Here is a 22,814-nt window from a genome sequence, read left to right as displayed (position 1 = left end):
GCCGCGGTGACGGAGACGAGGCTCAGGTCGTCCTTGGCCTTCAGATCCAGGGCGTCGTGCTGGGCCTGCACTTGCAATGCGCCCTCGCCGGCGGTGAGGTTGAGCCCTTCGCCCTTGGCCTCTTGCGCGCCGCCGAGCAGGCCGATGCCCTGGCCGGCGTGCAGGCGCAGCTGCCTGGCCACGGCGAAATTGCTGTGTTCGCCGCTGCCGAGGTTGAGGGTTTCGCCGGCAGCGGCGTGCAGGCTCTGGCCGGCGATGGCGCCGATGCCGGCGCGCCCGGCCACGGCGAGCAGGGCGTCGGCGCTGTGCGGGACGGCGGTGTCGGTGCTGCTGGGCGCGGCCTTGGCGTAGTCGTCGCCGCTCAGCGTCTCGCTCTGGCTTTGTTTGAGGGCCTTGAGCGGGGCGGCCTCGGGGTTGAGTTCGCTGGCATCGGCTCGGTTGACGCCGGCGTGACCGGCAAGCCCTACGGTGCGGTGGGTGACGGCTGCGCCGTGCAGGGCTTGGGCGAGCTGGGCGTGCTGGGCGAGCAGCGCGCCGATGGCGGTGGCATCGGCGGCCGGTTCGCTCTGGCTCTGGGCGTAGGTGCTGAGGATGACGCCGCGTTCGCCGCGCACGGCGCCGTAGGCGTCGGTGCGCAGTTCCAGACCGAGCCCGCGCAAACTGCCGCGGTAGTTGTCGGCGCTGTGGATGAGGTGGCCGAGGTTGAGCTGGCTGGCGGCGTGGGTGGTGGCGAACTGTACGCGGCCCTGGCCGTCGGTGTCGTCGAACACGAGCCGGTTGTGGCCGTCGCCGTCGAAGCCCTGGGTCTTGATGCCGGACAGGGCGGCGGCGTTGGCGTGGCCGGCCGGCTCGGGGCTCTGGCCGTGCCAGGCGGGGCTGTTGCCGCCGGCGAGGTTGCCCTGGGCGCTCGGTCGGAAGTCGGCGGCCTGGGTGTAGACGTCGGTGTCGGGAGCTTGTGCCGCCTCGCCGGGGCTGGGTGCGATGCCGGCCTCGCCCTGGCCGTTGTAGACGGCGCCGACGATGATGGGCCGGTCGATGTCGCCGTCAAGGAAGTTGACCAGCACTTCCTGGCCGATGCGCGGCAGGAACTGGGCGCCGAAGCCGGCGCCGGCGTAGCGCTGCACGCTGCGCAGCCAGCAACTGGCGCCGCTCGCCATCCAGTGGAAGCGGACCTTGAGCCGCCCGAGGGCGTCGGTGTGCAGCGGGCCGCTGGCGCCGGGGGCGGTCTCGCCCTCGGGGCCGACGACGATGGCGGTCTGCGCGCCGGGAGCGGTGGGACGCGGGTTGAGGCGATAGCCGTGTTCGTCTTCCAGCGCGGGACGCCAGGGAACGCTCTGCGCCACGGCGTCGAAGTGCTGGGCGTAGCCGGTGGCGCCGGCCTGCTCCCACAGGGCGGGGGCGACGCTGTGTTTGAGGTCGGCATGGCGCTCGGCCTCGCCCAGGCCTGCCTGCGCGGCGTGCTGGACGGCTTCCGGCAGGTTGTTGATGCCGGCGTGCCACAGCGCGCTCCAGACGAAGCGGTCGGGCCAGTCGAGGCCGGTCGCTTCCCACGGAGCCTGGCTCAGGCGAAAGCGCGTGCCCGCGCGTGCGGTGCGCACGGTGGCGCGCCCTTCCCAGCGGTGCCGGCGCGCCTCGTGGGCTTGTGCGGCCAGGCGCGCGTAGTGTTCGGCTTCGCGGCTGTCGGCGAAGGCGTAGGCGCCGGCCGGGTCGTAGGCCTCGCGCTGGCCCTGCGCGCCGTCCAGGCGGGCGCTGGCGGTAGTGCTGGCGAGTGTCTTGTAGTCGTGGCTGAGCCAGGTCACGGCATCCGGCGCCAGGGTCCAGGCCGGACCGATCGCCTGTACGGTGTCGCTGAGTTCCACGGCCGCCACGCGGTGAAAGCGTATGCCCTGCAGACTTGCCGCGGAACTGGCGTCCTCAGGCAGTTGGCCGGAATCGGCGAACAGCGTCAGGCTGTGGCCCGCGCCGGCCTCGGGGTCTTCGACGAAGGCGTAGCCGAGGCCTTCTTCGGCCAGCAGGCGCTCGACGAAGGCCAGGTCCGTCTCGCGGTATTGCACGGCGTAGCTGCGCGGGCGCAGCTGTGCGATGAGGCTGCGTGCGTCGGCGCTGATCTGCCACGCGGCGTAGGGGGTGTAGTCGCCGAATACCGCTTCGACAATATCCAGCACGCTCTTGTCCTGGAACACCCGGCTGTGGCGCCCCTGGCCCAGCAGCCACAGCCAGGGCACGAGCACCAGGCGGTAGCGCGCCAGCCCGCCGTCGGCGCCGAGCAGCTGCGCCTCGCGCACCAGGCCCGTGCGCACGCTGCGCGCTGGCCGAGCATGGCCTCCAGCGACAGGCCGGCATCGCTCGACAGCGCGTCGACGGTCCACACGTAACAGGCCGACAGCGCTTCGCGCCCGCTCCAGCGTTCGACCTGCAAGTGCGCCAGCGGGCCCTCGCCCTCCAGGGCATACAGGCGCGTCTCATCGCTGAACGTGGCCAGAGATACTAATGAACACGGCAGCACAAAACCATATTTTTTGTGAAGTATTGAGCAATACCCCACTCGCCGGACGCCATACGCCCGAATGAGCCGGGCCAAGGCTTGCGCCTCCATGCATAAATGCGCAGCATTGATAGTTGGTACCAGGAACTTTATCGATCTGTGGCAAACAAACGTCCTGACGAATAACTATAACCTCTGCGAAAGGGTGGTTTATGCTCTCGAAGTCCCGGTATCGTGTTCCCACCGTCGCACTATCGACGGCGCTGTCCGCAGCAGTGCTCTGCTTGCCTCTCTCCGCTTCGGCCAATCCGTATACGCAGGGTATCCAGCCGCCTAAGCAACAGAACTCATCAAAAAACTTGATCACATCAAGGCTGAAGCCTTTGCCAAGCATGAAAGCTTGCGCCATCGGCGCGAGGACTATCAAAAATCGCTGTTCGCGGCGATGAGAACGGCAGGCGGTCATCCGCAGCGCGACATCGCTGGTTTCAAGGCGATTCGGGCACGGATTGGCGAGACAGGCCCGAGATCGGAATGGCGCATCGTGAGCAGCGAATACCGGCGCTACGCAACCGACTTTTCCCAAGCCTACAAGAAAGCCATGCAAACAGAACCCAAGCTTATGGCCATGAAAAAGAACTACGATCGGAATTTGGTGCTCCAGATGACTATGATCGATCATGACGTCCCGGCGATGATCCAAAAACTTCGATCGCTGCGTGCCGGCCGATGAACTCATTCATCGTTGCCCCACTGCGGTGATTGCGGTGGGATAACGTACGGGATCGAACGCCATGCGTAGCGGACTCCTCGCATTGATGCTGCTGTTGGCGCCGTCTCTGGCGCATGCGGGTTGGTACCGCGTTGCCAACTACGTCGGCTATATCGGGTCGTATCCGGTGCATCTGTCGCTACAGGACTACGCTTCCTTCGGAAGCGGGCTGAACGTCGAAGGCAGCTACTACTACGATGCGCATCTGGCGCCAATACCGCTATACGGCAAGCGGATCGGCGAGCGGATTGAGTTGTGCGAGATCCATAGTGCACAGGCTTACCAGCGTGTGCTGTCGATGGGCTCGCGCAAGGGATTCGATACACACGCCTGTCCCTTGCAGCTCGTCGTCGAGAATGGCGCGATCCGCGGTAGATGGCGGGATGCCCGCCATTCCTATTCGGTGAAGCTGCGTCAAGTCGGCAAGCTCGACGATACCGGAGCGGGGAGGGTGAGCGGGCGCGTGGACATCCCGTTCTGGGGGCAGACCAGGCATCACGCTTTCATCGGTGTTTACCGCAACGGCAAGAACGGCATCACGATCGATAGCATTCGGGTGGTGGACAAGCGTACGCGCTCGGTGATCCAGCAGTTCGATCCCCAGCAGCACAATTGCGCCTTCGGTTTTTTCATGACGCCTATCTACATGAATCTCGAGAGCGCTACGGGAGCCGCGGGCAAGGGGAGGCGCATCGGACTCAATTGCAATGCTCCGCACGGCGGGAGCTGGGTCGAATATCGTTTCGACGCCAAGTCCAAGCGCTTCATATGGGCAGACGATTGACCATGTCCGCCAGGACTAAGCTCGCTCGCGGAAGAGACGATTCCCACGAATAAGGACAGCCTCATGTCAACCTCCCGGTTTACGCTGCGTACCGGTCTGCTCTTGACGCTCCTGCTCCTTGTCGGCGCCGTTTTTGCCTATCAGCACTACCAGCGGTACTCGGAGTCGCCCGGACAGAGGGTCGTGCGCAAAAGCCGGCAGCAGCACCTGGATGTCTTCACGACGAGTGACGTCACAGCTCTGCGGCGCCGGTTATTCAAGGACAGCGGGGGCTTGGCTGCAACGACCATCGGGCCGGGTGACGGCGATCGGCAGGTGCTGAATCTGGCGCTCGAGTGGGCCAAACAGTATCAGGAAACCAGGCCTTAAACGGCCTGGACCTACGCTTTTCAAGCTCACTATATGAAGGATGGCGCGGAGCGCGTCCGGGCCGCAGCTTTCGCCCTCTATCTCGACCCGGACTCACGTTGGCTGCAGACCGTATCCGCAGCGGTACGCAAAAAGGCTCGGGCATGGTGGCCGACACATAATCCGTTCACCTTGAAGCCGGGCAAGACGCAGGCACCCAAGATGGCATCCTGAGTAGCGTCCGGCGGTGCCGCTATCTGCGCATTGGCGGATATCGGCAAATAACCATACTTGAAGAGCTGTAATTATCCGACAATACTCCAAGGCACTGGATTGCCGGGCAATCCATCCTCATGGAGGGCAGAACCATGCCGGAAACCAAAAAACTCATCCTTTCTCTGGACGGCGGCGGGATACGCGGCGCAGCGAGCGCGCGTTTTCTGCATTTGGTCGACGAGAAGCTGCAGGCCGAACACGGCAAGACCCTTCGGGACTGCGTCGACTTCTACGCCGGCACCAGCACCGGCGGCATCATCGCCCTGGCACTAGCGACGACCGATTTGAGCATCAAGGAAATCAGCACTCTGTATAACCGACAGAATGCGAAACATATTTTCCTTGAGAACAAAGGCTGGTTCGAGATCGACGGCATCAACGCGCCGAAATACGAGGCCAAAGGCAAGACCAAGGTGCTCAAGGATAAATTCGGCGCCGCAAAGATCGGCGACGTGCCGGACGGCAAGCATGTGCTGGCCGTGGCGTACGATGTCGAACGCCGCATGCCCGAGGTCATAAAATCGACCGAGCGAGAGTTCATTCGGCTGCGATCCAGCGACGTCGCCGATGCCTCCAGCGCCGCGCCAACCTACTTCCCCACCCACGCCACGCCGATCCACGGCAACAATGACGAAAGCTGGCTTATCGACGGCGGGGTCACAGCGAACAACCCGAGCATGTGTGCGATCGCCGAGGCGATGCGGATCTGGGGCGATCTGAACCTGGGTAACCTGCGCGTGCTCTCGCTCGGCACCGGATACCGAACCCGCAAGATCAACGGTCCGGAATCTCGCTATTGGGGAGCGATCGGCTGGTTCGGCCAGGGGCATATTCTCGATGTACTGACCGACGAACGGGTTGTGGCGTATCAGGCCAAGAGCATTCTCAGGCCCGGCAACTTCATTCGCGTGAACTCTGAAATGCGCAGACAAGCCGGACTGCCGAATCCACCGGATGATGCGATGGACGATATCAGCAATAAAAATATCAATCGTCTCAAAGAGATGGGGGAGTTCTGGTTCGAGCAGTACGGCAAGGAAACGGTTGAGTTCCTGAACGGAACCTATACCGGACCTTCGCTCGACCGTATCGATCCTGAAACCGGGCTGCCGGTGACGTACCCCTGAGGACCGAATGTTCGCACTGAGATCTGCACTATCGCAGAATCAACCATGGACCCAGGGCACCGGATAGTGCCCTGGGTACGAGAACGTGGTTAGCCGTTCGCCGCGGATTTCAACTCATCACTGCCGTTTGCATACGCTGCCTGCGCCGCTATCAAAGCCGCGCCGTGATCGAGCGCATGGCCCTGGCCGGCAAGAATGCCCTCCAGCGCTCCCAGCAGCATGTACACGTTGCGTGCGTTGCTGGCGGGCCCCATCAGTCCGATGCGCCAGATCCGCCCGGTCAGCGGACCGAGGCCGGCGCCGATCTCGATGCTGTAGTCGTCCAGCAGGGCGGCGCGCGCCGCGGCCTCGTCCACGCCTTCGGGCACCCGCACCGCATTGAGCTGAGGCAGGCGGTGGGCCGGCTCCACCACAAAGGAGAGCCCCATCGCTTCCAGGCCGTCGCGCAACGCGGCGTGGTTGCGCTGGTGGCGCGCCCAGGCGTTTTCGATGCCTTCCTCCTGCAGCATGACCAGCGATTCGTGCAGGCCGTACAGGGCGTTGATCGGCGCGGTGTGATGGTAGGCGCGCTTGGCGCCCTTGCCCCAGTACCCCATCACCAGATTGAGATCGAGGAACCAGCTTTGCACCTTGTGCTCGCGGTTGCGAATGCGTTCGACCGCCGCGTCGCTGAAGCTCACCGGCGACAGTCCCGGCGTGCACGACAGACATTTCTGGCTGCCGGAGTAGATCGCGTCGATGCCCCAGGCGTCGACCTCGATGGGCGTGCCGCCCAGCGCGGTGACCGCGTCGACGATGGCAAGACAGTCGTGACGGTGGGCGATCTCGACCAGCGTGCGCGTGTCGGACTCGGCGCCGGTGGAGGTTTCAGCCTGCACGAAGGCGATTGTGCGTGCCTCTGGATGAGCCTTGAGGACGTCCTCCAGCTTGTTCGGATCGACGGGACGCCCCCATTCATCCTCGACCATCACCGGCACGGCACCGCAGCGCTCGACGTTTTCCTTCATGCGGCCGCCGAACACGCCGTTCTGACACACGATCACGGTATCGCCGGGTTCGACCAGGTTGACGAAGGCGGTTTCCATCCCCGCCGATCCGGGCGCCGAAACGGGCAGGGTGAGCGCGTTCTGAGTGCGGAAGGCGTACTGCAGCATGCTCTTGAGTTCGTCCATCATGTCGACGAACAGCGGATCGAGATGGCCTATGGTCGGGCGGGCCATCGCCTCCAGCACTCGCGGGCTGACGTCAGACGGACCCGGGCCGAGAAGCGTACGCTGGGGAGGATGGAAACTCTGCGGCATGGGCGGACTCCTGCATTAAGCGTTTGTTTTATGGGACTGGCCAGTATAAGCAGACCCGCATGTACGGGTACAGGCCAGGCATTTTTGCAGTGTGATTCAGGGCCGCACAGCTGCGTTAGCGCCGGCGTGCACCGCTTGCCCACAGTACTCCGCCGATGATGAGAACCCCGCTGAAGGCTTGGGCCAAGGTCAGCGGGTTGCCGAGCACTGCAAATGCCTCCGCCGCACTGAACAACGGTACGGTGTAATACACCACGCCGGCATTGCTTGGCCCGACCATGTGGATGGCCTTGTGCCACAACATGTATGCAAACAGCGAGGCGGCGATGCCCACATAGAGCACGCCGCCCACGACCGTAGGCGTCAGAGTTGGCATGGCTCCGTGCGTACCCGCCCAAACCGCCAGTGGCGAGAGCATGAGAACTCCGAGCCAGATGTTGGAACTCAGAAGTACGAGTTGTTCGATGCCGCTGGGCTTGTGGCGCACCAGAATCGTATACAGCGACCACAGGACAGCTGCCGCCAGCATCCAAAGATCCCCGGGTGCGAACCGCAGATCGAGCAGCCGGGCAGGCTGACCCTGCGTGAGCAGCAGCACGACGCCGCAGGCGCCCAGCGCAGCGCCCGCCAGCTTCCGCCCGGTCGGCCGCTCACCCGAGACGGCCCAGGACAGAAAGATGATGAACAGCGACGCGGAAACGGCGATCAGGGACATGCTGGTGGCGGAACTGGTTTCTCCCGCAATGTAGATGAGCGTATTGAACAGCGTGACGCCGATCAGGGCGGTCAGTACCAGATAGCCGGGATGCCGCCGCAGCAGTGCGCGCTGGCGCCACAGTGCGGCAGCGCTGAAAGGCAGGATCACGAGTGCTGCGAGGCTCCAGCGCAGGAAAGCCAGCATCACCGGCGAGACGTGCGCCGCCAGACCCTGCGCCACGACGAAATTGCCTGCCCAGATCATGCAGGCGCCGGCGGCCAGGAGATAACCGGCGACCGAAGATGCCGGTGCGGAAGAAACAGAGTTCATGGAATTTCGCGTGACTTCAGCATGAGATCGGATATGCGGGCGCCCAGAATACAGGCTTCGACGTGCAAGCGTTGATTCGCCTTGCATTTGACACCTTTCAGGTGATTCTCCGCACATGCATGACACAATACAGACCGGCAGCCGCCAACAGCATGCCGGGCCATGCCATGAGCGGGATCGCTTCATGGAGAACGACGAACGCGATCAGCGCGGTGGTCGGAGGAACCAGGAAGAACAAAGCCGACACGCGCGACGCCTCGCCGTGGCGGATCATAGCTAGCAGCAGCGATATGGCGATGATCGAATTGCCGATCACCAAATAGGCCAGCGATCCGAAGAGCTGCGGCGTCCATTGAATGCGCATGGGCTCGATCGCGAAGGCAAGAGGGGCCGTCACGACAAGCCCCGTGGCGTACTGCACCAGATTTGCGGTCAGTGGATGCACCGCGGTGCCGAAACGTTTTTCCCACAGCGTGCCGCCGGTCAGCGAGAGCAGGGCGAGAATGCCGAACAGCAGAGCGAGGGGCGACTCGATATGTAGCGTGGCCTGGGAGAGTATGACGATGATCGCGCCGAACACGCCCAGCGCGAGCCCGGCCCAGCGAACCGCGTCCACGCGCTCACCGGCTATCACCGGTGCGAGCAGCCCGACCAGAATCGGCTGCTGCGAAGTGATCAGCGCGATTACGCCCGGAGACATGCCGGTTTTCAGGCTGAGATAGGTGAAGGAAAAGTAGCCGGACTGCAGCAGCAGCCCGACCATCGCCAGATGAAACCAGACGCTCGGACTGCGCGGCAGCGTCGGCCTAAACCAAAGCCACGGCACTATGAGAAGTCCGACCACGCAGAGGTAGCGCAACGCCAGGAAAGTAAGCGGATCCGCGTAACGCAATCCGAGCTTCAGGAAGACGAACCCGCTGGCCCACAAGAGCAGGAACATGACGGGGGCGATCTTCAGCCATGGGGGTTGTGTAGAGCTGACTGCGCCGTTTGCGGACATGCGCTGGCTTCCTTCCAGAATGTATCGAGCTGACAGCAAGTAGGGAGCACTGCCAGGTGGATAGAGCGCAGCACGTCAGGCATGTCGACCGGGTGAGTGGGGGAGTGCCGCGATACGCCCCTGAAGATGTCATTGTGTTCGGCCTGCCAACTATTGAGACAAACAATGGAGATTTGCGTTCGACGGCATTAAACGATGCCAGGAACGAACAACGGCGGGGATGAACGAACCGAGTGGGCTCTGAACCGAATTGCCGGAGAATTCCTGCCGAAGGAACGGACTAATCTCGGCCGACGCCATCCTGACGGTGTACACTGGACACTTTTCGTTCGCCCCGAACATACACCTCAACACGAACCAAGAATCGCACCCATGCTGGACATCAAACGCCTGCGCAACGACCCCGAGGGCATCGCCCGTATTCTCGCCCGCCGCGGCTTCGACTTGGACCTGGAACGCTTCAACACGCTGGAGAGCGAGCGCAAGCGTCTACAGGTAGAGACCCAGGAGCTGCAGAATGAGCGCAACACACGCTCGAAAGCGATCGGGCAGGCCAAGGCGCGGGGCGAGGACGCCCAGCCGCTGCTGGACCAGGTGGCCGATCTGGGCGATCGCCTGAATAGGGCCAAAACGGCGTCCGAGGCCGTGCAGGGCGAATTCGACGAGATGTTGATGGGCATTCCCAATCTGCCGCACGAGTCGGTGCCGCAGGGCGACGACGAAGACGCCAACATCGAGGTTCGTCGCTGGGGTGAGCCGCGCAGTTTCGAGTTCGAGGTGCGCGACCACGTCGACCTCGGTGCCGCGTTGGGCGGCCTGGACTTCGAAGCCGCGGCACGCATCTCCGGCGCACGCTTCGCCGTGTTGCGAGGAGGGCTGGCGCGCCTGCAGCGCGCGCTGACCCAGTTCATGCTCGATACGCATACGCTGGAGCACGGCTACGAAGAGGTCTACGTGCCGTATCTCGTGCAGTCCCACGCGCTGCAGGGCACCGGCCAGTTGCCCAAGTTCGAGGAAGATCTGTTCCGTATCGACAACGATCCGCCGTTCTATCTGATCCCGACCGCAGAAGTGCCGGTGACCAACCTGGCGCGAGAGCAGATCGTCGAGGCCGAGGCGCTGCCGCTGCGTTTCGCCGCGCATACGCCATGCTTCCGCTCCGAGGCGGGATCGGCCGGACGCGACACGCGAGGTCTGATCCGCCAGCATCAGTTCGAGAAGGTCGAGATGGTGCATCTGGTGCACCCGGACGAGTCCTGGCACGCACTGGAAATCCTGGTCGGCCATGCCGAAACGATTCTGCAGCGTCTCGAGCTGCCATACAGAGTCGTCACGCTGTGCACCGGTGACCTCGGCTTCTCCTCGGCCAAGACCTACGATCTCGAGGTCTGGCTGCCGGGACAGCAGTGCTACCGTGAGATATCCTCGTGCTCGAACTTCGAGGACTTTCAGGCGCGCCGCATGCTGGCGCGTTTCCGCAATCCCGAAACCGGCAAACCCGAGCTGCTGCACACGCTCAACGGCTCCGGCCTGGCGGTCGGCCGTACGCTGGTCGCGGTGCTCGAGAACCATCAGCAGGCCGACGGCAGCATCAGCGTACCCGCCGTCCTGCGTCCGTATCTCGGCGGGCAGGAGCGCATCGGATGAGTATGGCCGTGCTGCGCGGCCTCGCCGCGTGCACTCTGTTCGGCGTCGGCCTGTTGCACTCGGCCGCCGCCGCTTCCCTGCAACAACTGCGCGGCCTGGCCGCACAGGGCGCCGTCATCAGCGCCCGTGTCGTCGACTTGAGTGACGGGCGTAACCTCGCAGCGCTGAATCCTGGACAGGCCCTGATTCCGGCTTCGGTCAGCAAGCTGTATACGGCCGCCGCAGCGCTTGAGCATTGGGGCGCGGACTACCGTTTCACGACCCGCATTCTCTACACCGGCGAGATTCGCAAGGGCGAGCTGCACGGCGACTTGATCCTGCAGGGCGCCGGTGATCCGGGGCTTACCAACGCGCAGCTTTGGACGCTGGCGCAGCGCGTGCGCGCTGCCGGCATCACCAAGCTGAACGGGGCGGTACTGGTCGATCAATCGCTGTTCGGGCGCGTGCGCTGTGATACCGAGGACCGCTGCAACGCCTTGGCGAACAGCCGCGACGCCTACAACGCGCCGCTGTCCGCGGCCGGTTTTGATTACAGCAACGTCTGCCTGCGCGTGGCTCCGGGAACACGGGCCGGCGAGCCGGCGCGGCTGAGTTTCGAGCCTTTCGAGCTGCCGATGTTCGGTCTGCGCGGCAACGTGCGTACCTTGTCGGCAGGGACGAAGACGCAGGTCGACGTCACCCGGATCACAGCCGATGGCCGCAACTGGTTCTACGCGCGTGGAGGCATCGCCGCAGATGCGCCGGCGCGTTGCTACTATCGCTCGGTTTCCAAACCGGCGCTATATGCCGGCGAGGCCCTGATCGCGTTCCTCGCCCATGCCGGGATAGAGGTGCCGCATTCCACCGCGCGCGTCGTGTCCAAGCCCCAGTCCGACACGCACGTGCTGGCAGAGGTCAAGGGCACGCCGCTGAGCCAGCAATTGCGCGGCATGCTGGTGTACAGCAACAATTACATGGCCGACACCCTGGCGCTGGATCTCGCGCGCACGGCCAATCCTGCGCCTGTAAGCATGAAGGAGGCAGGGAGATGGCTGACCCGGTTCGCGCGCCGCATCGATGCGCAATCGCTGTGGGAAGGCGCGCGCAAGGGGCAACCCAAACTCGACAGCGGCAGCGGGCTTACCGTCGGCAGCCGCGTTTCGGCCGACGATCTGGTCGCTCTGCTGGCCAAGGTGTATCACAACTATGGCGACTTCCCGGCATTCCTCGGCGCACTGACCGTACCGGGCCAGACCCCCGTGGACATGCTCAAGAACGGCTCTAAGATCTGGGCCACGCGGGTAGCGGTCAAGACCGGCTCACTGAACAGCCCCGTGTCGGTGTTCGCGCTGGCCGGTTACATGCGCCTGCCCAACGGGCATTGGGGCGCTTTCGCGGTGCTAGTGAACGGCACTCGCCACCAGCCTCAAGTCGGGCTGTGGACGGCACTGACGGCCACGCGCGGTGATCTGCTGAGCATCCTGACCAGTACCGCTGATGTGGACAAGCCATAACAGGTTGAATGATCGCTGCATGGGACTCCGCTAGGCTCGCGCTGCGGGTTCTCGGTCGTCGTGCTCCGAGTGTTTTGCATATCTGCCTGCTCGCCCACTCTGGTCAGAGTGAGCCTATCTGCCGGGGCGTGACGAGCTTCCTGTGGGGTATTTCAGCATACCGATAAGGATTGCGAGCGCAATGATCGCTGCGCCGACAGCGATAAGCAGCGAGAAGAACAGGAAAACACCGGATAACAGCACCGCAAGGACCGCAGTCAGGATGACTCGCCCCCACCAGGTATGCGGAGTGACTGTTACGACGTATTCCCCGACGAAAGGTTGCTCGCCGTTTTTCCTGAGTGACGTATTCGGTTTTTCTTTCATTTCTCTGGGTCGCCCCTCGGGATAAATCACGTCGTGCGGTGAAATTTGCGAACGGCGATATGTGCTGACCGGCGCACGATGTCCTTCAGATTACCGTGGGCCAGATCCGTTGTCGGGAGCAGATCATTCGGCGATGTAACAATCGCTATCAGCATGACGTGATCATTCGAGCCGGCGAATCGAAGATCGAGCGGTAGATTCACCGCCCGCGGAGTGCGCGCATCCACCGGCTCGGCCGGGTGAAACACGCCCAAGTGCGCGAGTCCTGCCGGCATGGCGGGTGCGTTGCCGCGGACTGTTTCCCTGATCGCCGTTCGCCAGGCGTCGTTGATCGCAACGCCGCCGATGTCGCCGGCCGGTGCATTCTTCTGCAGAAACACGTTGATGTCGATATCGGCGCCGGCGACCGGCGTGGTGTGCCGATGATGGACCATGACATAGGCCTCATGCAGCGCTTTGGCAAAGGATGGAGGGATTGTCACCGAATACAGGTCGGCCTCGTTGGGAAGGCCCGGAGCCCAGGAGCGTGCGGCGACCGGCAGCGGGACGATATCCGGGCTTGAATGGTAGTTGAGAACCGCATTGCTCAGCGCGTCCTTCGGCGTGGCCGGCAATTCGACGCGTCCGGTGTCATACGGCAGCGAGCGGATGAAGGTGCAGCCGACCGAGACCGGCAGGGCGGAGATGTCACGCTCCCAGACTCCCCGCGAGACCAGCGCAGCGCGCAGATAGGTGGCATCGGTCGTTTTGAAAACACCGAGATCCTCGACCACCGTTTGCGGCAGCCCCTCCATGGCGGGTTTCCAGCTCCAGCTCGGGTGCGTTCCGCTGGTATCGATCTGACCTTGCCAGACCCCGATCCGGTTGCCGACGTAGACAATACGATCGTCGTCGGGATCGACGACCACGGCGTGAGCAGCCGCAGGCGAGCCTCCGGTGCCGGTTGCTGCATTGAGCGGAGCGTTCCTCAATCCGGTCGGATACCATCTGCCCGCACCGTTGTACCACCAGCAGGTATCGTAGTGCTGATCGCCGGAAAGCGTACCGTCCGCGGCAATCGTGACCTGCCCGGTGGTGGTGACGTAAAACGTTTCGCTGCCGTTCGTTCGCGTGTGGACAGCGATGTCGGTCCAGGCGCTATTATGCTTCCTGGGCAGATAGTCGACGAACGGATTCGGCACGTCGTCGCCGGTTTTCTTCGTTTTCGGTCGATCGACGCCCGACGGGTCGCTGACGATCGAGTCGGCAAGCGTGGTCCAGGTACCCACTGCAGCTGTCTGGTCCGGATGCGCATAGCGGAAGAGACGTATCGTCCGTGCGCACAGGACCAGAATCGCCATGCCATCGTACTTGCGCGCCACATCGCCTTCGCGAACGATCTCGATCACGTTCACCGCATCCGAGTTTCCGCCCTGGAGCAGCCGGTCCTGGCTGATGTTGTTGAGCGCGTTCGAGGCGTTGTAGGGGTCACTGTGTGTCGGGATCGTCACCCAGCTCATTGCCGTGGCCGGCGCGTTCCAGTTGGCCGAATACCACACCCGGTCGGTGCCGATGAATATGCGCGCGTCGTTGTCGTTGTTGCTGCGGGCCGCAGCTGCCTTCGAGTAGAACAGGGACCGCTCAGACTCGGTGTTTTCGCTGTTCGTCTCGCTGCCCGGCGCGGAACGCACCGCGGGGCCGCGCGGCGTGAATGTGCTGGGCTGAAACCGCCAACTCGCATTGACGTATTGCATGATCGTCTGGTGCGGTTTGGTCGGGTGGAACAGGCATCCGCCCCCATCCCCCTTGCGCTGAAGTCGCCAGAGCGTATCCCCGATGCGCTGTATGGCGCCGTTGTCCTGGGTGCCGGCAAGCACTGGTCCGTCCAGCGTAGGATGCGACGCGATGATGCCGGGTTCGGCCGAGGCAAGCCCTGCGTTCAACGAACGGTTGGTGCCGCCGGAGCGGCGGAACACGCCCCCGTCGCAGCCGACCCACTGCGCAGCGCCGGCGGCATTGCGCACGATGTGAACATCCGGATGGATGCCGGCGCCGATGAAGGTCGCTGCGTCCGTTGCCGGACTGGTCTGGTTCGCCACGCTGAAATTCGTCGTCAGGTTGCCGGCGACGGTGGTAATGGTCAAATCGAAAAGCGCGGCGTCCCAGGCACCATTGCTTTCCAGCGACCCGCCTACGGTAACGACATCATTAGTGCCGACTTGACGGACGGCGATCGCCTGGTCGTAATCGCTCTGGTCGCTTTCGGTGATGACCAGATTGCCCCCCGTGAGTTTGACTTCGGAGACGAACAACCCTACCGGAAAGTTCTGAATCTCGCGCACACTGGCCACCGTGGTCGACACGTCGATCTGCCAGAGATGTGCGTGGCCGGTATTGTTTGCAGGATTCGTCGGGCTGGGGCGTTTGCCGAGAACATACATGCGTGTGGTCGTATGTGGAGCCTCGCCCAGGCTGAGGCGGGCGCCGGCCTGCAGATTGGCGAGTGTGATCCGGGTGAATGGGCCGGCGAGGCCGTGGGTGGAACGGTAGACGCCGTCGTGCCCCGCCGCGCCGCTGCCGACCAGCGTCACCCAAAGGCCGCGGTCGTTCCAGACCACGTCCGAGCAATAGGCGTTGGCGTAGGTCGAGAAGCCCTGTGGTGCGAATTCGACGCGCTGCCAGTCGGCGTCCTCGGCAAATGCGCCAGTGCGGGACCACAGCCCGGTCGAAGTCGCCGCGACCAGCGTTGCACTGCCGTTCAGGGCGGGCGTTACCGCAGGGTCGCGGGCGAGGCGATAGATCCCGGCGCCGGTCAGATTGCGCGCCTCTCGTGTCCACGGATTGCGGCCAGATGCAGTCAGGGCGGCTGGCAGGGTAGTCCTTAGCCGCAGGATGCCGATGCCGCCGTGATGGCCGCCGGGGCCTCTTTGAACTTGGGGTTGCGCCTCGCCGGTCCCAACATAGACGACGTCCTTCGCGGGATCGTCGGACCCGCCGGTTTCCCCGAACTCCACGAGCAGCGCGCCGATCGTCAGCGACAGTCCCGATCTCACAGCCTGGGGCGCCAGAGCCCAACCGCCTAGCGGGGTCCATGTGGTACCCACATCCGGTGAATACCAGACTCCGCCATTTGCAGTGCCCACATAGACCCGCTGTCCATTCGGGCTGACCCTGATGTCTCTGACGCGGCCCGAGACCATCGGATTGCCGCTGGCTTGCCCGTTGATCAGGATCGAGGGTCCGAGGGGCATCCACATCCGGTCGTCCTGCAGGTTCGCCAGGATAACGTCGTCCAGCAGGTCCAGGTCACCGGTCAACGCGGCTATAACGCCCCGTCCGCCGCTGCGTGCGGAATGCTCGGCCCGGTGAACCAGGCGGTCGGGGGATTTGCGAAACTCGCGTGGCCAGTCGTAACGTGCCATCAGCTATCTCCCCCGCGATTGGGCGCGACGCGGATGTATCCCTCCTGCACCGATACGCTGCCTTCCGGCAGTATCGCCGCCTGTGTTGCCGACAGAATCGGATCATCGCGCCAGGTGATGGGCGAATCGCGGCGTGTCCAGCTTTGATCCGCCCCGAATGCCGCGATCTTGGGCAAGCGCACCTTGTCGGGATCGATGAGGACGGGGCCGACTCGCGCGGATGGTGCAATTCGGCCCATGCCCGGCGTCACCCAGTCGCGCAGCAGTTCCAGAGACTTGCGAGGCAATAGGCCGGTCGTGGCATGCACCCGCGCGGATGGATGCATCAGCAGGGTGAGGTGCACGCGCTGCCCTGTATGCATCTCCAATGGTTTTCCGTCGGCGATATAGGGACATTCCAAGGGACTTGGCGGAGGCATAAGGTCGGAATTGAGGTTGCCTCCGACAGCACCTAGAAGCGAGCGGTATCCCGTCCCACGAACGTTGGTTCTGACAGCTTCGCCGATCTCCTTGTCGATCAGATTGAACCGTTTGAAGTCATTTCCGATGAAAAAGCCGTACAGCCCGTCATGTCCCTTGGCAATGTCGCCAAGACGCACTTGGAAGCTACGGGATTTCACGGCGTCGAACACGGCGTGGCGAAGCAGGTGGTCGCGGATTTCGTCGGCGGATTCGCCATAGGCGCCCGTCGTTGCCAGATTCGTCGGAATATCGAGCCAAAGAACCGTTTTGACTACAGCGACCGGCCGTCCCACGAGCCCGGCGATTGACGCTCCGGACGACAACATATCGTTGTCCACGCCCCACATCGTGGTATCGACCGCACGCAGAAATGCACTCAGCGGACTTTCGAGTTGGGCCGTATCCGGATCGTTGCGCTGCACGATATCAGCATCGATCATGCCTTGCGCGATGCGACCGCACAATTGCGCACTGGCAGGCAAGCCATCCGCCGGAGAGGTCGCTGCGGGCCCCTCACGTCCGACCCCGCCTTCCCATGTCACGCCGCCGGTGACCGGATCGTGCAGAACCTCGCCCAGCGGAAACCCGTCCTGATCGAAGAACTCGATCGACTCGTCGATGAAATCGGGCAGAATGAAGCCGGCAACCGGGCTGATCGTTTGCGCCTTGTTCGCCTGGTTCAGGCGCGCTTCGCGTTGCCCGGACTCGTCGCCGGAGTCGACGAATCGCCACATCAAGCGAGAGGGCAACGCCAGCCGAGGGGGCAGGGCGAGGGCTCTTGCGCCGCTGATCGATTTCGCCGCCAGCGCCGTCGGCAGCGTGATCCGATCGGTCCGAAGTTCACGGAAACGGCCGAAAGTATCGATGATCCGCGCGCGGGTCAGGCGCAGCGTGCCGCTGGCGATCAGTCGCGGCAGGCCGGCATTGCGGATGTCGGTTGCGAGCCTCGGCGGCACAGGCCTGACTTGACCTTCGGGGCCGTTATCCAGCGCCAGCCATAGATCTTCGATCCTATCCAAGGTGACGGAGCCGAGATCGGCGCGCTCGAGGAACTCGGAAAGTTCGGCGAGATTTCTTTCATGCGTTTCGGACAATTCACCTTCACCGGCATCGTCTCGCTGGTTTTCGGCGACCAGATAACTGTCGATCACCGCCTGATAGGTCTTCGACAGACCCGAGGTGATCGGCGAGCGGCCACGAAGCGTCAGCACTGAGCCGTTTGCAACGCTGTATCCTTCGAACTCGATCCGCCCCAGCGTCCAGCCCTCGAAGTCGACTCCAGGTTCGAGTTCGACCTCCCACTCCAGCCAGATCGGGGACCAGGGTTGACCCCAACTCGTGACGCCAACGGGACTGGGGTCGCGCCCTTCGATGATAGAGAAGCGGCGCAGTTCGTCGCTGATCGCCTGATTCGTGATGCCCGGTCGCAAGGCTTCTTTCGAACGGGCGACCGGAGCGATGCCGTCGTAGGCACCGTCGCTGGAATATCGCAGCGCCATCTCTCCGCGCAACCGGTTCCGTATCGGCCCGATGAGGGGTTTGGGAGCGGTCTTGGCAATTGCGTCAAACGCCCATTGCAGAATGTAGGGGTCGTAGAGATAGGTGTTCCAGAGGATCCGATCCGCGTTGCGAGGAATCGCAGCATTGTTCAGCCGGGGGACGAAATCGTTTCCGCGATAGAGTTCCCCGATTGCGTACGCAAGTTCGCTGCTCCAGCGGCACAACAGATTGTCGTCCTCGGAGAACCGTCCGTCACCGTGGAAACGGTTGGCCTTGCCGAAATCTCTGAGTCCGATGACCGGCGGTGTGCCGCGATAGTAGCGCGGTCCGGGACGTTGAATCCGCCGAGTCTCCGCGCCCTCGGCAGGCGGGGAGCCGTATTTCTTGCGGATTAAGTCCTCGGCGGTTTCCCGCATTTCGTCCAACGAGGGTTTGTGCGCCGTATTGCGTCGGCCGCTCCAGACGACATCGGCCTTGGGCGGACTGCCGGACTCGGCGGCTGCGATCTTGGTGCGCAACGGCCGGCCGGCGGACAATTCGGACTGCTTGCGCTCGACAACGACGTCTTCATAGGACTCCGGGCCCTGGAAGCTCTCGAAGCCATCCGCGTGTTCGGCCTCGTCCAGTTTGACGACGCCGTCACGGCCGTTGATCTCCATGATCGAGGAATTGGCGATCGCAGTAATCAAGCTCTCCAGGTATTCCCGATGTTTAGCCGAGGCGATACCCATGCCCTTGGCCGTCTGGGCGGCGATAAGCCGTTCCAGCGTGGGGGCCATCGATACCGAGATACGGCTTGCCTGCGGTGCCAAGTCACGACCCACACCGCCCCTGACGGGGACGCCATAGACCACTCCGTGCATAAGCGTGTCGTAAAGGGGACGGAGTCGCTGGATCGTGACATCGTCGAACCGGTATTCCGCAAAGCCGGCGGATAGTCCGGCCTGGGACGCGGAGAACTTCAGCTCGGTTTTCAGATCGACCTCGTGTTCCTCACCCTCTGTCTTTGCCGCGCTTTGTTTCGGGGTGCCACCTCCAGGCGTGGGGTCGGCAATCGAGCGGGAGGGGCTTGGCGCCGGCGAGGCGGACCAGCCAAGATCTGCGATGAGTTTCGACGCGGAATAGGGCGAATATGCTCCGGACAAAGGGTCGTGGGCGCGTTCCGACCACCAACCGATCACCACATAAGTTGCGAGGCCGTTGTTCACGAGGGAGGAATTGAGGCCTGACAGCGTATCGTGGAACGCAAAACGGTTGTGTGCCGAATCGTAGGATGCCGTCCAGTTGGGTGAGCCCCCCACAGTTCCATTGAGTTCGTCCGCGGGAATCTGCTTGCCATCTCCGGACGCGGTGCCATCCGGGTAGGCGTCCAGATCGAAGACTCGCCCGTTTTCGGATTCGATGACCCAGCACTTGGTGTCGAGCTGTCGCGTCCCCCGCCTCCCGGTCATGCGTACCACCAGCCATCGGTCGGGCAGAGGGCGCATGGCGATGGGCGTGTCTTCGTCGTCCTGCATTTCGCCGCGTAGCAGGCCGTCGGGCAGCGCCCAGTGCAGATGTACGCCCCGGGCGCGAGATCGTGGAGGTGAAAACGGTGGCTGAACGTCGCGATCAGGGTCCAGACCGGTCAGCCTCACGTAGCGTTCGCTATGGTTCGGAGGGACATAAAGGGCCTGGACGTCGACTGGCACCACCAGAGCGGGACGCGGTGGTAACCCCAGCACCGGAAACCGGAGGCTCGGGTCGATAGCGAGATCGCCGACCTCGGTAGCCATGGCCCAGTTCTGGGTCCCGAGCAGGGCGTTCATGACCGAGGGTTTGATTGGATCAGCCATGGGCTTAATCCTCCGAGATTTTCGTCTTCAGTAGCTGGGTATAGCCCTTGACCACCGGGGCCAATGTGGGCTTGAAAGCGTCATCCTGAGCCAAAGTTCCTGTTGCGGATTGGGCAAAGACTTGGCGAAACGGAAAGCGGATCATCTGCATGGCGAACTCGGCTCCGTCCACACGGTCGTCATCGCTCATGTGCGTGCCGGCAGCGTTCAGGAAATTCCTGCCAGTGTTGGTGAGATCGAGGACCCCAGGCGCGCCGCGACGGAAACGAACCGGGATCTGCTGCGCCTGGTCGGGCAATAGGCCATCGGGATCATCGCCCGCGTTATTGACGTACTTCGCGGATTTGACGTTTCGCGCCGGTACCGTCGCACGGATCCGTCCGCCACCCATGGCCTCCAGTTTTACGCCGAACTGCACGCCCTGGCGCGGCTCCTCGATGTGCAGAACCTGCGGGACACCGTCGAACAGCGCCAGGAGCACAGCAGGAGCCAGGCGTTCGAGCCGCAAGAGTTTGATCCGGCTGGGGTGGGACTCTGGATGAATCTCGAGATCGCTTGCTCCTGGCTCATCCTTGTACGCCCGGACGTGCAAACCCGGCCAACCCGCCACGGCGGCGGATCTGAGGAGGAACCCGGTGACGATACCTGCGGTTCCCTCGAGGGCCGGTTCGCCTCCAGGCGAGCGTACACGGCGTTCGGCCTGGTCGATTTCGGCCTCGATTTCGGGGTAGAGCCGCTCGAGTTGCGCCCGTTCGATCGTATTCGCGGTCCCGACGCTCAGAGCGCCCTGGACCAGCGCATCAGTCCATGCCCGGTCGAGGAAAAAGAAACGAATGGATTCGTTGGGCAGCAGCTTGCTATCCGGTACCAGGGTATTGAAGGGCACCCCGTCGAGCATTCGCAGGCGAGCGAGAAACTTGAGAATATCCTCGGGCGCCACCGTCCCGGCAGACGAACCGGTGCTGCCGCCCAGCAATGCGGTTTCATCGAGTGCCTTGGTCAGTACGTCAAAATTCAGGACCTGGGAAAACGGCATGGTTACCTCCTCTCGAACCTGTCCTTGACGAATGCCTCGAGCGTATCGAACTCCCGGATCGAACCGGCTACGCCGGCATCGATATCCGTCCGGTCAAGGCTTGCCTCGGCGAGATTGCGCAGGCCCGTGTCCAACGCGGTCGCGAGCGCAGCATCCATCTTGTCACCGAGGTCGACCTGCCCGTTCCCGACCAGCCCCGGTTCGGCGGATTGGATCGCGGCCATGGTGCGTGGGTCTTCGGTCGCGCTGGAGATCATGTCGACCACGTCTCGTTCCAAGCCCAGGCCGTCGGTGAGGAATGCGTTGAAATCACCCCGCAGTGCCGGGATATCGATTCCTGGATCCACCAGGTTGCGTGGGTCGCAGATAGCGCCGTTGCGGACCTTGTTCAGCTCACGGACCAGTCCGCTTTCCAGTTCACGCGCCAATTGATCGCGCTCCAGTGCCGACAGCAACTTGGTGATGTCGGGATCGGTGATCAGCGCATCGATCAGTTTGAACCGATCGGCCAGTGCGGCGCGCTGATTGGCCTTGGATCGGGCGGCGCCGAATCGCTCGGTCCGCCATCGCAGCATTGAGGCGAGGAATGAGGGTTGCGACATCGCCAGCAGACGCCCGGTTTCGAACGCAACGGCCAGCGAGACATCCTCGCGGCCTTCCGGCGTCATCATGCGCAAATGGTCGCTGATATGGGCCAACACCGGAAACTGGGATTCGTTTGCCAGCGGATTGCGCAGAAGCCGGTGAGGTGAGAATGGCCCGCGATACCACGCGTTCGCCTTCTCGCCGGTACGGCTGAGGTGGGGCAGACCGATATGACCGGTCTCGACAATTTCAAGGGGCAGTCGGGTGATCGGCGCATCGCCGGGACCCTTGCCGACGGGAGGGGTGGTGCAGGGCGGAAGCTCGCGCTCGTAGCCGCCGGGAGTTTCCGTGCCGAGAAGGCCGACATCGAGCCCCTCCATCAGCGTTTCGAAACTGCCGGCACCCGAGCAGGTGAAGCGCCAGGAGGTCAGGACGGGGAAACGATAGAATTTTTCCGCAATAACTGATTCGAGCGGGAATCCGAATGCTCCGAATGCGCCTTCCACCCGGCTGAAGGTCAGGGCCGGTTCCGAGTCTGCCGAGATAGAGGAGACGTCCAGGTTGAGGAACGAATCCGCATCCATGTCGCCGAGCCTGTGACTGGACCCGCCGCTCACACCCGCTCGGTCGATCAGCGCCCCGTCATGGAAGACGATCTCGCCTCGCCGGACAGCCTCGGCAAATGTTTCCGCGTTGCTTACGTCCAATCCACGCGGCTGTCCACTGGCGGTGACCGGCACTGCGGCGCCGCTGCCGACGTGCGCCGCGAAAGCCTTCACGGTGTCGTTGAGAAAGATGTCCGAGATCTCGAAAAAGTCCAGTGGCGGCGTTTTCTTGGGCAGGAATTCAAGCTGGTTTTCGAGATTTATCAGGCATGCCGTGTAGGCCTTTGACTTGCAGTTTTCGGTGTCGTACTGCGGCAACCGGTTGGCGATCACAACGGCGAGAAAACCGTCGTCGTCGCCCATCGCCGCTTCGGTATCGTCGAGATTGACCTCACGCACGTTGGTGAGAAGGCTCAGGTCCTCGATAGTGGGGAACACCTTATTCACTGTCGATTGGGGCACGTTCAGATAACTTGCCGTCAGCACGTCCGCTTCGCCCGTCAGCTGCTTTTCGGGAGTTACGCATTCCTGCCACGGTTGGTCGTGGACGATCTGGCCTTCGCCTTCGGCGATGACCACCAGTGCAAGCCAGGGTGTGTGATCCTCGACGCGCTGATCGTTGATCACCGTATTCGTCGGTGCCGCGGCACGATCCCAGGGAAGCGTCTTTTTCTTGAGCACGATCTGTGGCAGCCGTGCCTCGTACGCTCCCTCCGAATTCGCCGGAGGGAAGACCATCAGTGCCTGATCGGGCGGCAGCTTGA

Annotated in this window: 15 protein-coding genes; 5 read left to right on the top strand and 10 right to left on the bottom strand. The window is 63.2% G+C overall.

The genetic code is table 11. The annotated features are described in order from the left end of the window. Both tssI and P8014_RS11485 read right to left on the bottom strand, forming a co-directional pair. The coding region (gene tssI / locus P8014_RS11490; RefSeq protein WP_337817467.1) for a type VI secretion system tip protein TssI/VgrG at positions 1-2,300 on the bottom strand (2,300 nt) is incomplete at its 3' end. 162 nt (positions 2,301-2,462) lie between these two features. Continuing rightward, positions 2,463-3,224, bottom strand: a complete 762-nt coding sequence (locus tag P8014_RS11485; RefSeq protein WP_337817466.1) for a hypothetical protein — start codon at positions 3,222-3,224, stop codon at positions 2,463-2,465. A gap of 55 nt (positions 3,225-3,279) precedes the next feature. Here P8014_RS11485 and P8014_RS11480 point away from each other — a divergent pair, with 55 nt between their 5' ends. From P8014_RS11480 to P8014_RS11470, 3 genes are all read left to right on the top strand, one after another. Continuing rightward, complete coding sequence (locus P8014_RS11480; protein WP_337817465.1) at positions 3,280-4,041, top strand: hypothetical protein; 762 nt, start codon at positions 3,280-3,282, stop codon at positions 4,039-4,041. A 63-nt stretch (positions 4,042-4,104) separates the two neighbouring features. After that, entirely contained in the window at positions 4,105-4,410 is a 306-nt protein-coding gene (locus P8014_RS11475; protein ID WP_337817464.1) for a hypothetical protein, read from the top strand. Between the two features lie 347 nt (positions 4,411-4,757). Beyond that, a complete protein-coding gene (locus P8014_RS11470; RefSeq protein ID WP_337817463.1) occupies positions 4,758-5,792 on the top strand; it encodes a patatin-like phospholipase family protein in 1,035 nt (344 codons plus the stop codon). A gap of 89 nt (positions 5,793-5,881) precedes the next feature. Here the strand turns inward: P8014_RS11470 and P8014_RS11465 are convergent, their stop codons facing one another. From P8014_RS11465 to P8014_RS11455, 3 genes are all read right to left on the bottom strand, one after another. Continuing rightward, positions 5,882-7,093, bottom strand: a complete 1,212-nt coding sequence (locus P8014_RS11465; protein WP_337817462.1) for an alanine--glyoxylate aminotransferase family protein — start codon at positions 7,091-7,093, stop codon at positions 5,882-5,884. A 115-nt stretch (positions 7,094-7,208) separates the two neighbouring features. After that, a complete protein-coding gene (locus P8014_RS11460) occupies positions 7,209-8,120 on the bottom strand; it encodes a DMT family transporter (protein WP_337817461.1) in 912 nt (303 codons plus the stop codon). A gap of 97 nt (positions 8,121-8,217) precedes the next feature. After that, positions 8,218-9,120, bottom strand: a complete 903-nt coding sequence (locus tag P8014_RS11455) for a DMT family transporter (RefSeq protein ID WP_337817460.1) — start codon at positions 9,118-9,120, stop codon at positions 8,218-8,220. A 372-nt stretch (positions 9,121-9,492) separates the two neighbouring features. Between P8014_RS11455 and serS the strand changes: the two genes are divergently transcribed. Together serS and dacB are read left to right on the top strand one after the other, a co-directional pair. Beyond that, positions 9,493-10,767, top strand: coding sequence for a serine--tRNA ligase (gene serS / locus P8014_RS11450; protein ID WP_337817459.1), 1,275 nt, complete (start codon positions 9,493-9,495; stop codon positions 10,765-10,767). Further along, positions 10,764-12,260, top strand: a complete 1,497-nt coding sequence (gene dacB, locus P8014_RS11445; RefSeq protein ID WP_337817458.1) for a D-alanyl-D-alanine carboxypeptidase/D-alanyl-D-alanine-endopeptidase — start codon at positions 10,764-10,766, stop codon at positions 12,258-12,260. The genes serS and dacB overlap by 4 nt, the downstream gene beginning before the upstream one ends. A 114-nt stretch (positions 12,261-12,374) precedes the next feature. On the opposite strand, the gene P8014_RS11440 is transcribed toward dacB, so the two are convergent. From P8014_RS11440 to P8014_RS11420, 5 genes are read right to left on the bottom strand one after another with little or no spacing between them, the layout of a single operon-like run. After that, positions 12,375-12,626, bottom strand: a complete 252-nt coding sequence (locus tag P8014_RS11440; protein WP_337817457.1) for a hypothetical protein — start codon at positions 12,624-12,626, stop codon at positions 12,375-12,377. A gap of 26 nt (positions 12,627-12,652) precedes the next feature. Continuing rightward, positions 12,653-16,027, bottom strand: a complete 3,375-nt coding sequence (locus P8014_RS11435) for a hypothetical protein (protein WP_337817456.1) — start codon at positions 16,025-16,027, stop codon at positions 12,653-12,655. Beyond that, entirely contained in the window at positions 16,027-19,824 is a 3,798-nt protein-coding gene (locus tag P8014_RS11430) for a hypothetical protein (RefSeq protein ID WP_337817455.1), read from the bottom strand. Before P8014_RS11430 ends, P8014_RS11435 begins: the two co-directional genes overlap by 1 nt. A gap of 4 nt (positions 19,825-19,828) precedes the next feature. Further along, entirely contained in the window at positions 19,829-20,860 is a 1,032-nt protein-coding gene (locus tag P8014_RS11425; RefSeq protein ID WP_337817454.1) for a hypothetical protein, read from the bottom strand. 2 nt (positions 20,861-20,862) lie between these two features. Further along, complete coding sequence (locus P8014_RS11420; RefSeq protein WP_337817453.1) at positions 20,863-22,629, bottom strand: hypothetical protein; 1,767 nt, start codon at positions 22,627-22,629, stop codon at positions 20,863-20,865. Positions 22,630-22,814 lie beyond the last annotated feature (185 nt).

Source organism: Acidihalobacter sp., from assembly GCF_037381185.1.
GTDB lineage: Bacteria > Pseudomonadota > Gammaproteobacteria > DSM-5130 > Acidihalobacteraceae > Acidihalobacter_A.
The sequence above is the reverse complement of the archived record's forward strand: the minus strand, read 5'-3'. Positions and strand labels throughout refer to the sequence as shown.

Excerpts from the sequence above, each read along its gene's own strand:
- P8014_RS11485 (WP_337817466.1), bottom strand. The coding sequence starts at position 3,224 with ATGAGTTCATCGGCCGGCACGCAGCGATCGAAGTTTTTGGATCATCGC.
- P8014_RS11480 (WP_337817465.1), top strand. The coding sequence starts at position 3,280 with ATGCGTAGCGGACTCCTCGCATTGATGCTGCTGTTGGCGCCGTCTCTG.
- P8014_RS11475 (WP_337817464.1), top strand. The coding sequence starts at position 4,105 with ATGTCAACCTCCCGGTTTACGCTGCGTACCGGTCTGCTCTTGACGCTC.
- P8014_RS11470 (WP_337817463.1), top strand. The coding sequence starts at position 4,758 with ATGCCGGAAACCAAAAAACTCATCCTTTCTCTGGACGGCGGCGGGATA.
- P8014_RS11465 (WP_337817462.1), bottom strand. The coding sequence starts at position 7,093 with ATGCCGCAGAGTTTCCATCCTCCCCAGCGTACGCTTCTCGGCCCGGGT.
- P8014_RS11460 (WP_337817461.1), bottom strand. The coding sequence starts at position 8,120 with ATGAACTCTGTTTCTTCCGCACCGGCATCTTCGGTCGCCGGTTATCTC.
- P8014_RS11455 (WP_337817460.1), bottom strand. The coding sequence starts at position 9,120 with ATGTCCGCAAACGGCGCAGTCAGCTCTACACAACCCCCATGGCTGAAG.
- serS (WP_337817459.1), top strand. The coding sequence starts at position 9,493 with ATGCTGGACATCAAACGCCTGCGCAACGACCCCGAGGGCATCGCCCGT.
- dacB (WP_337817458.1), top strand. The coding sequence starts at position 10,764 with ATGAGTATGGCCGTGCTGCGCGGCCTCGCCGCGTGCACTCTGTTCGGC.
- P8014_RS11440 (WP_337817457.1), bottom strand. The coding sequence starts at position 12,626 with ATGAAAGAAAAACCGAATACGTCACTCAGGAAAAACGGCGAGCAACCT.
- P8014_RS11435 (WP_337817456.1), bottom strand. The coding sequence starts at position 16,027 with ATGGCACGTTACGACTGGCCACGCGAGTTTCGCAAATCCCCCGACCGC.
- P8014_RS11430 (WP_337817455.1), bottom strand. The coding sequence starts at position 19,824 with ATGGCTGATCCAATCAAACCCTCGGTCATGAACGCCCTGCTCGGGACC.
- P8014_RS11425 (WP_337817454.1), bottom strand. The coding sequence starts at position 20,860 with ATGCCGTTTTCCCAGGTCCTGAATTTTGACGTACTGACCAAGGCACTC.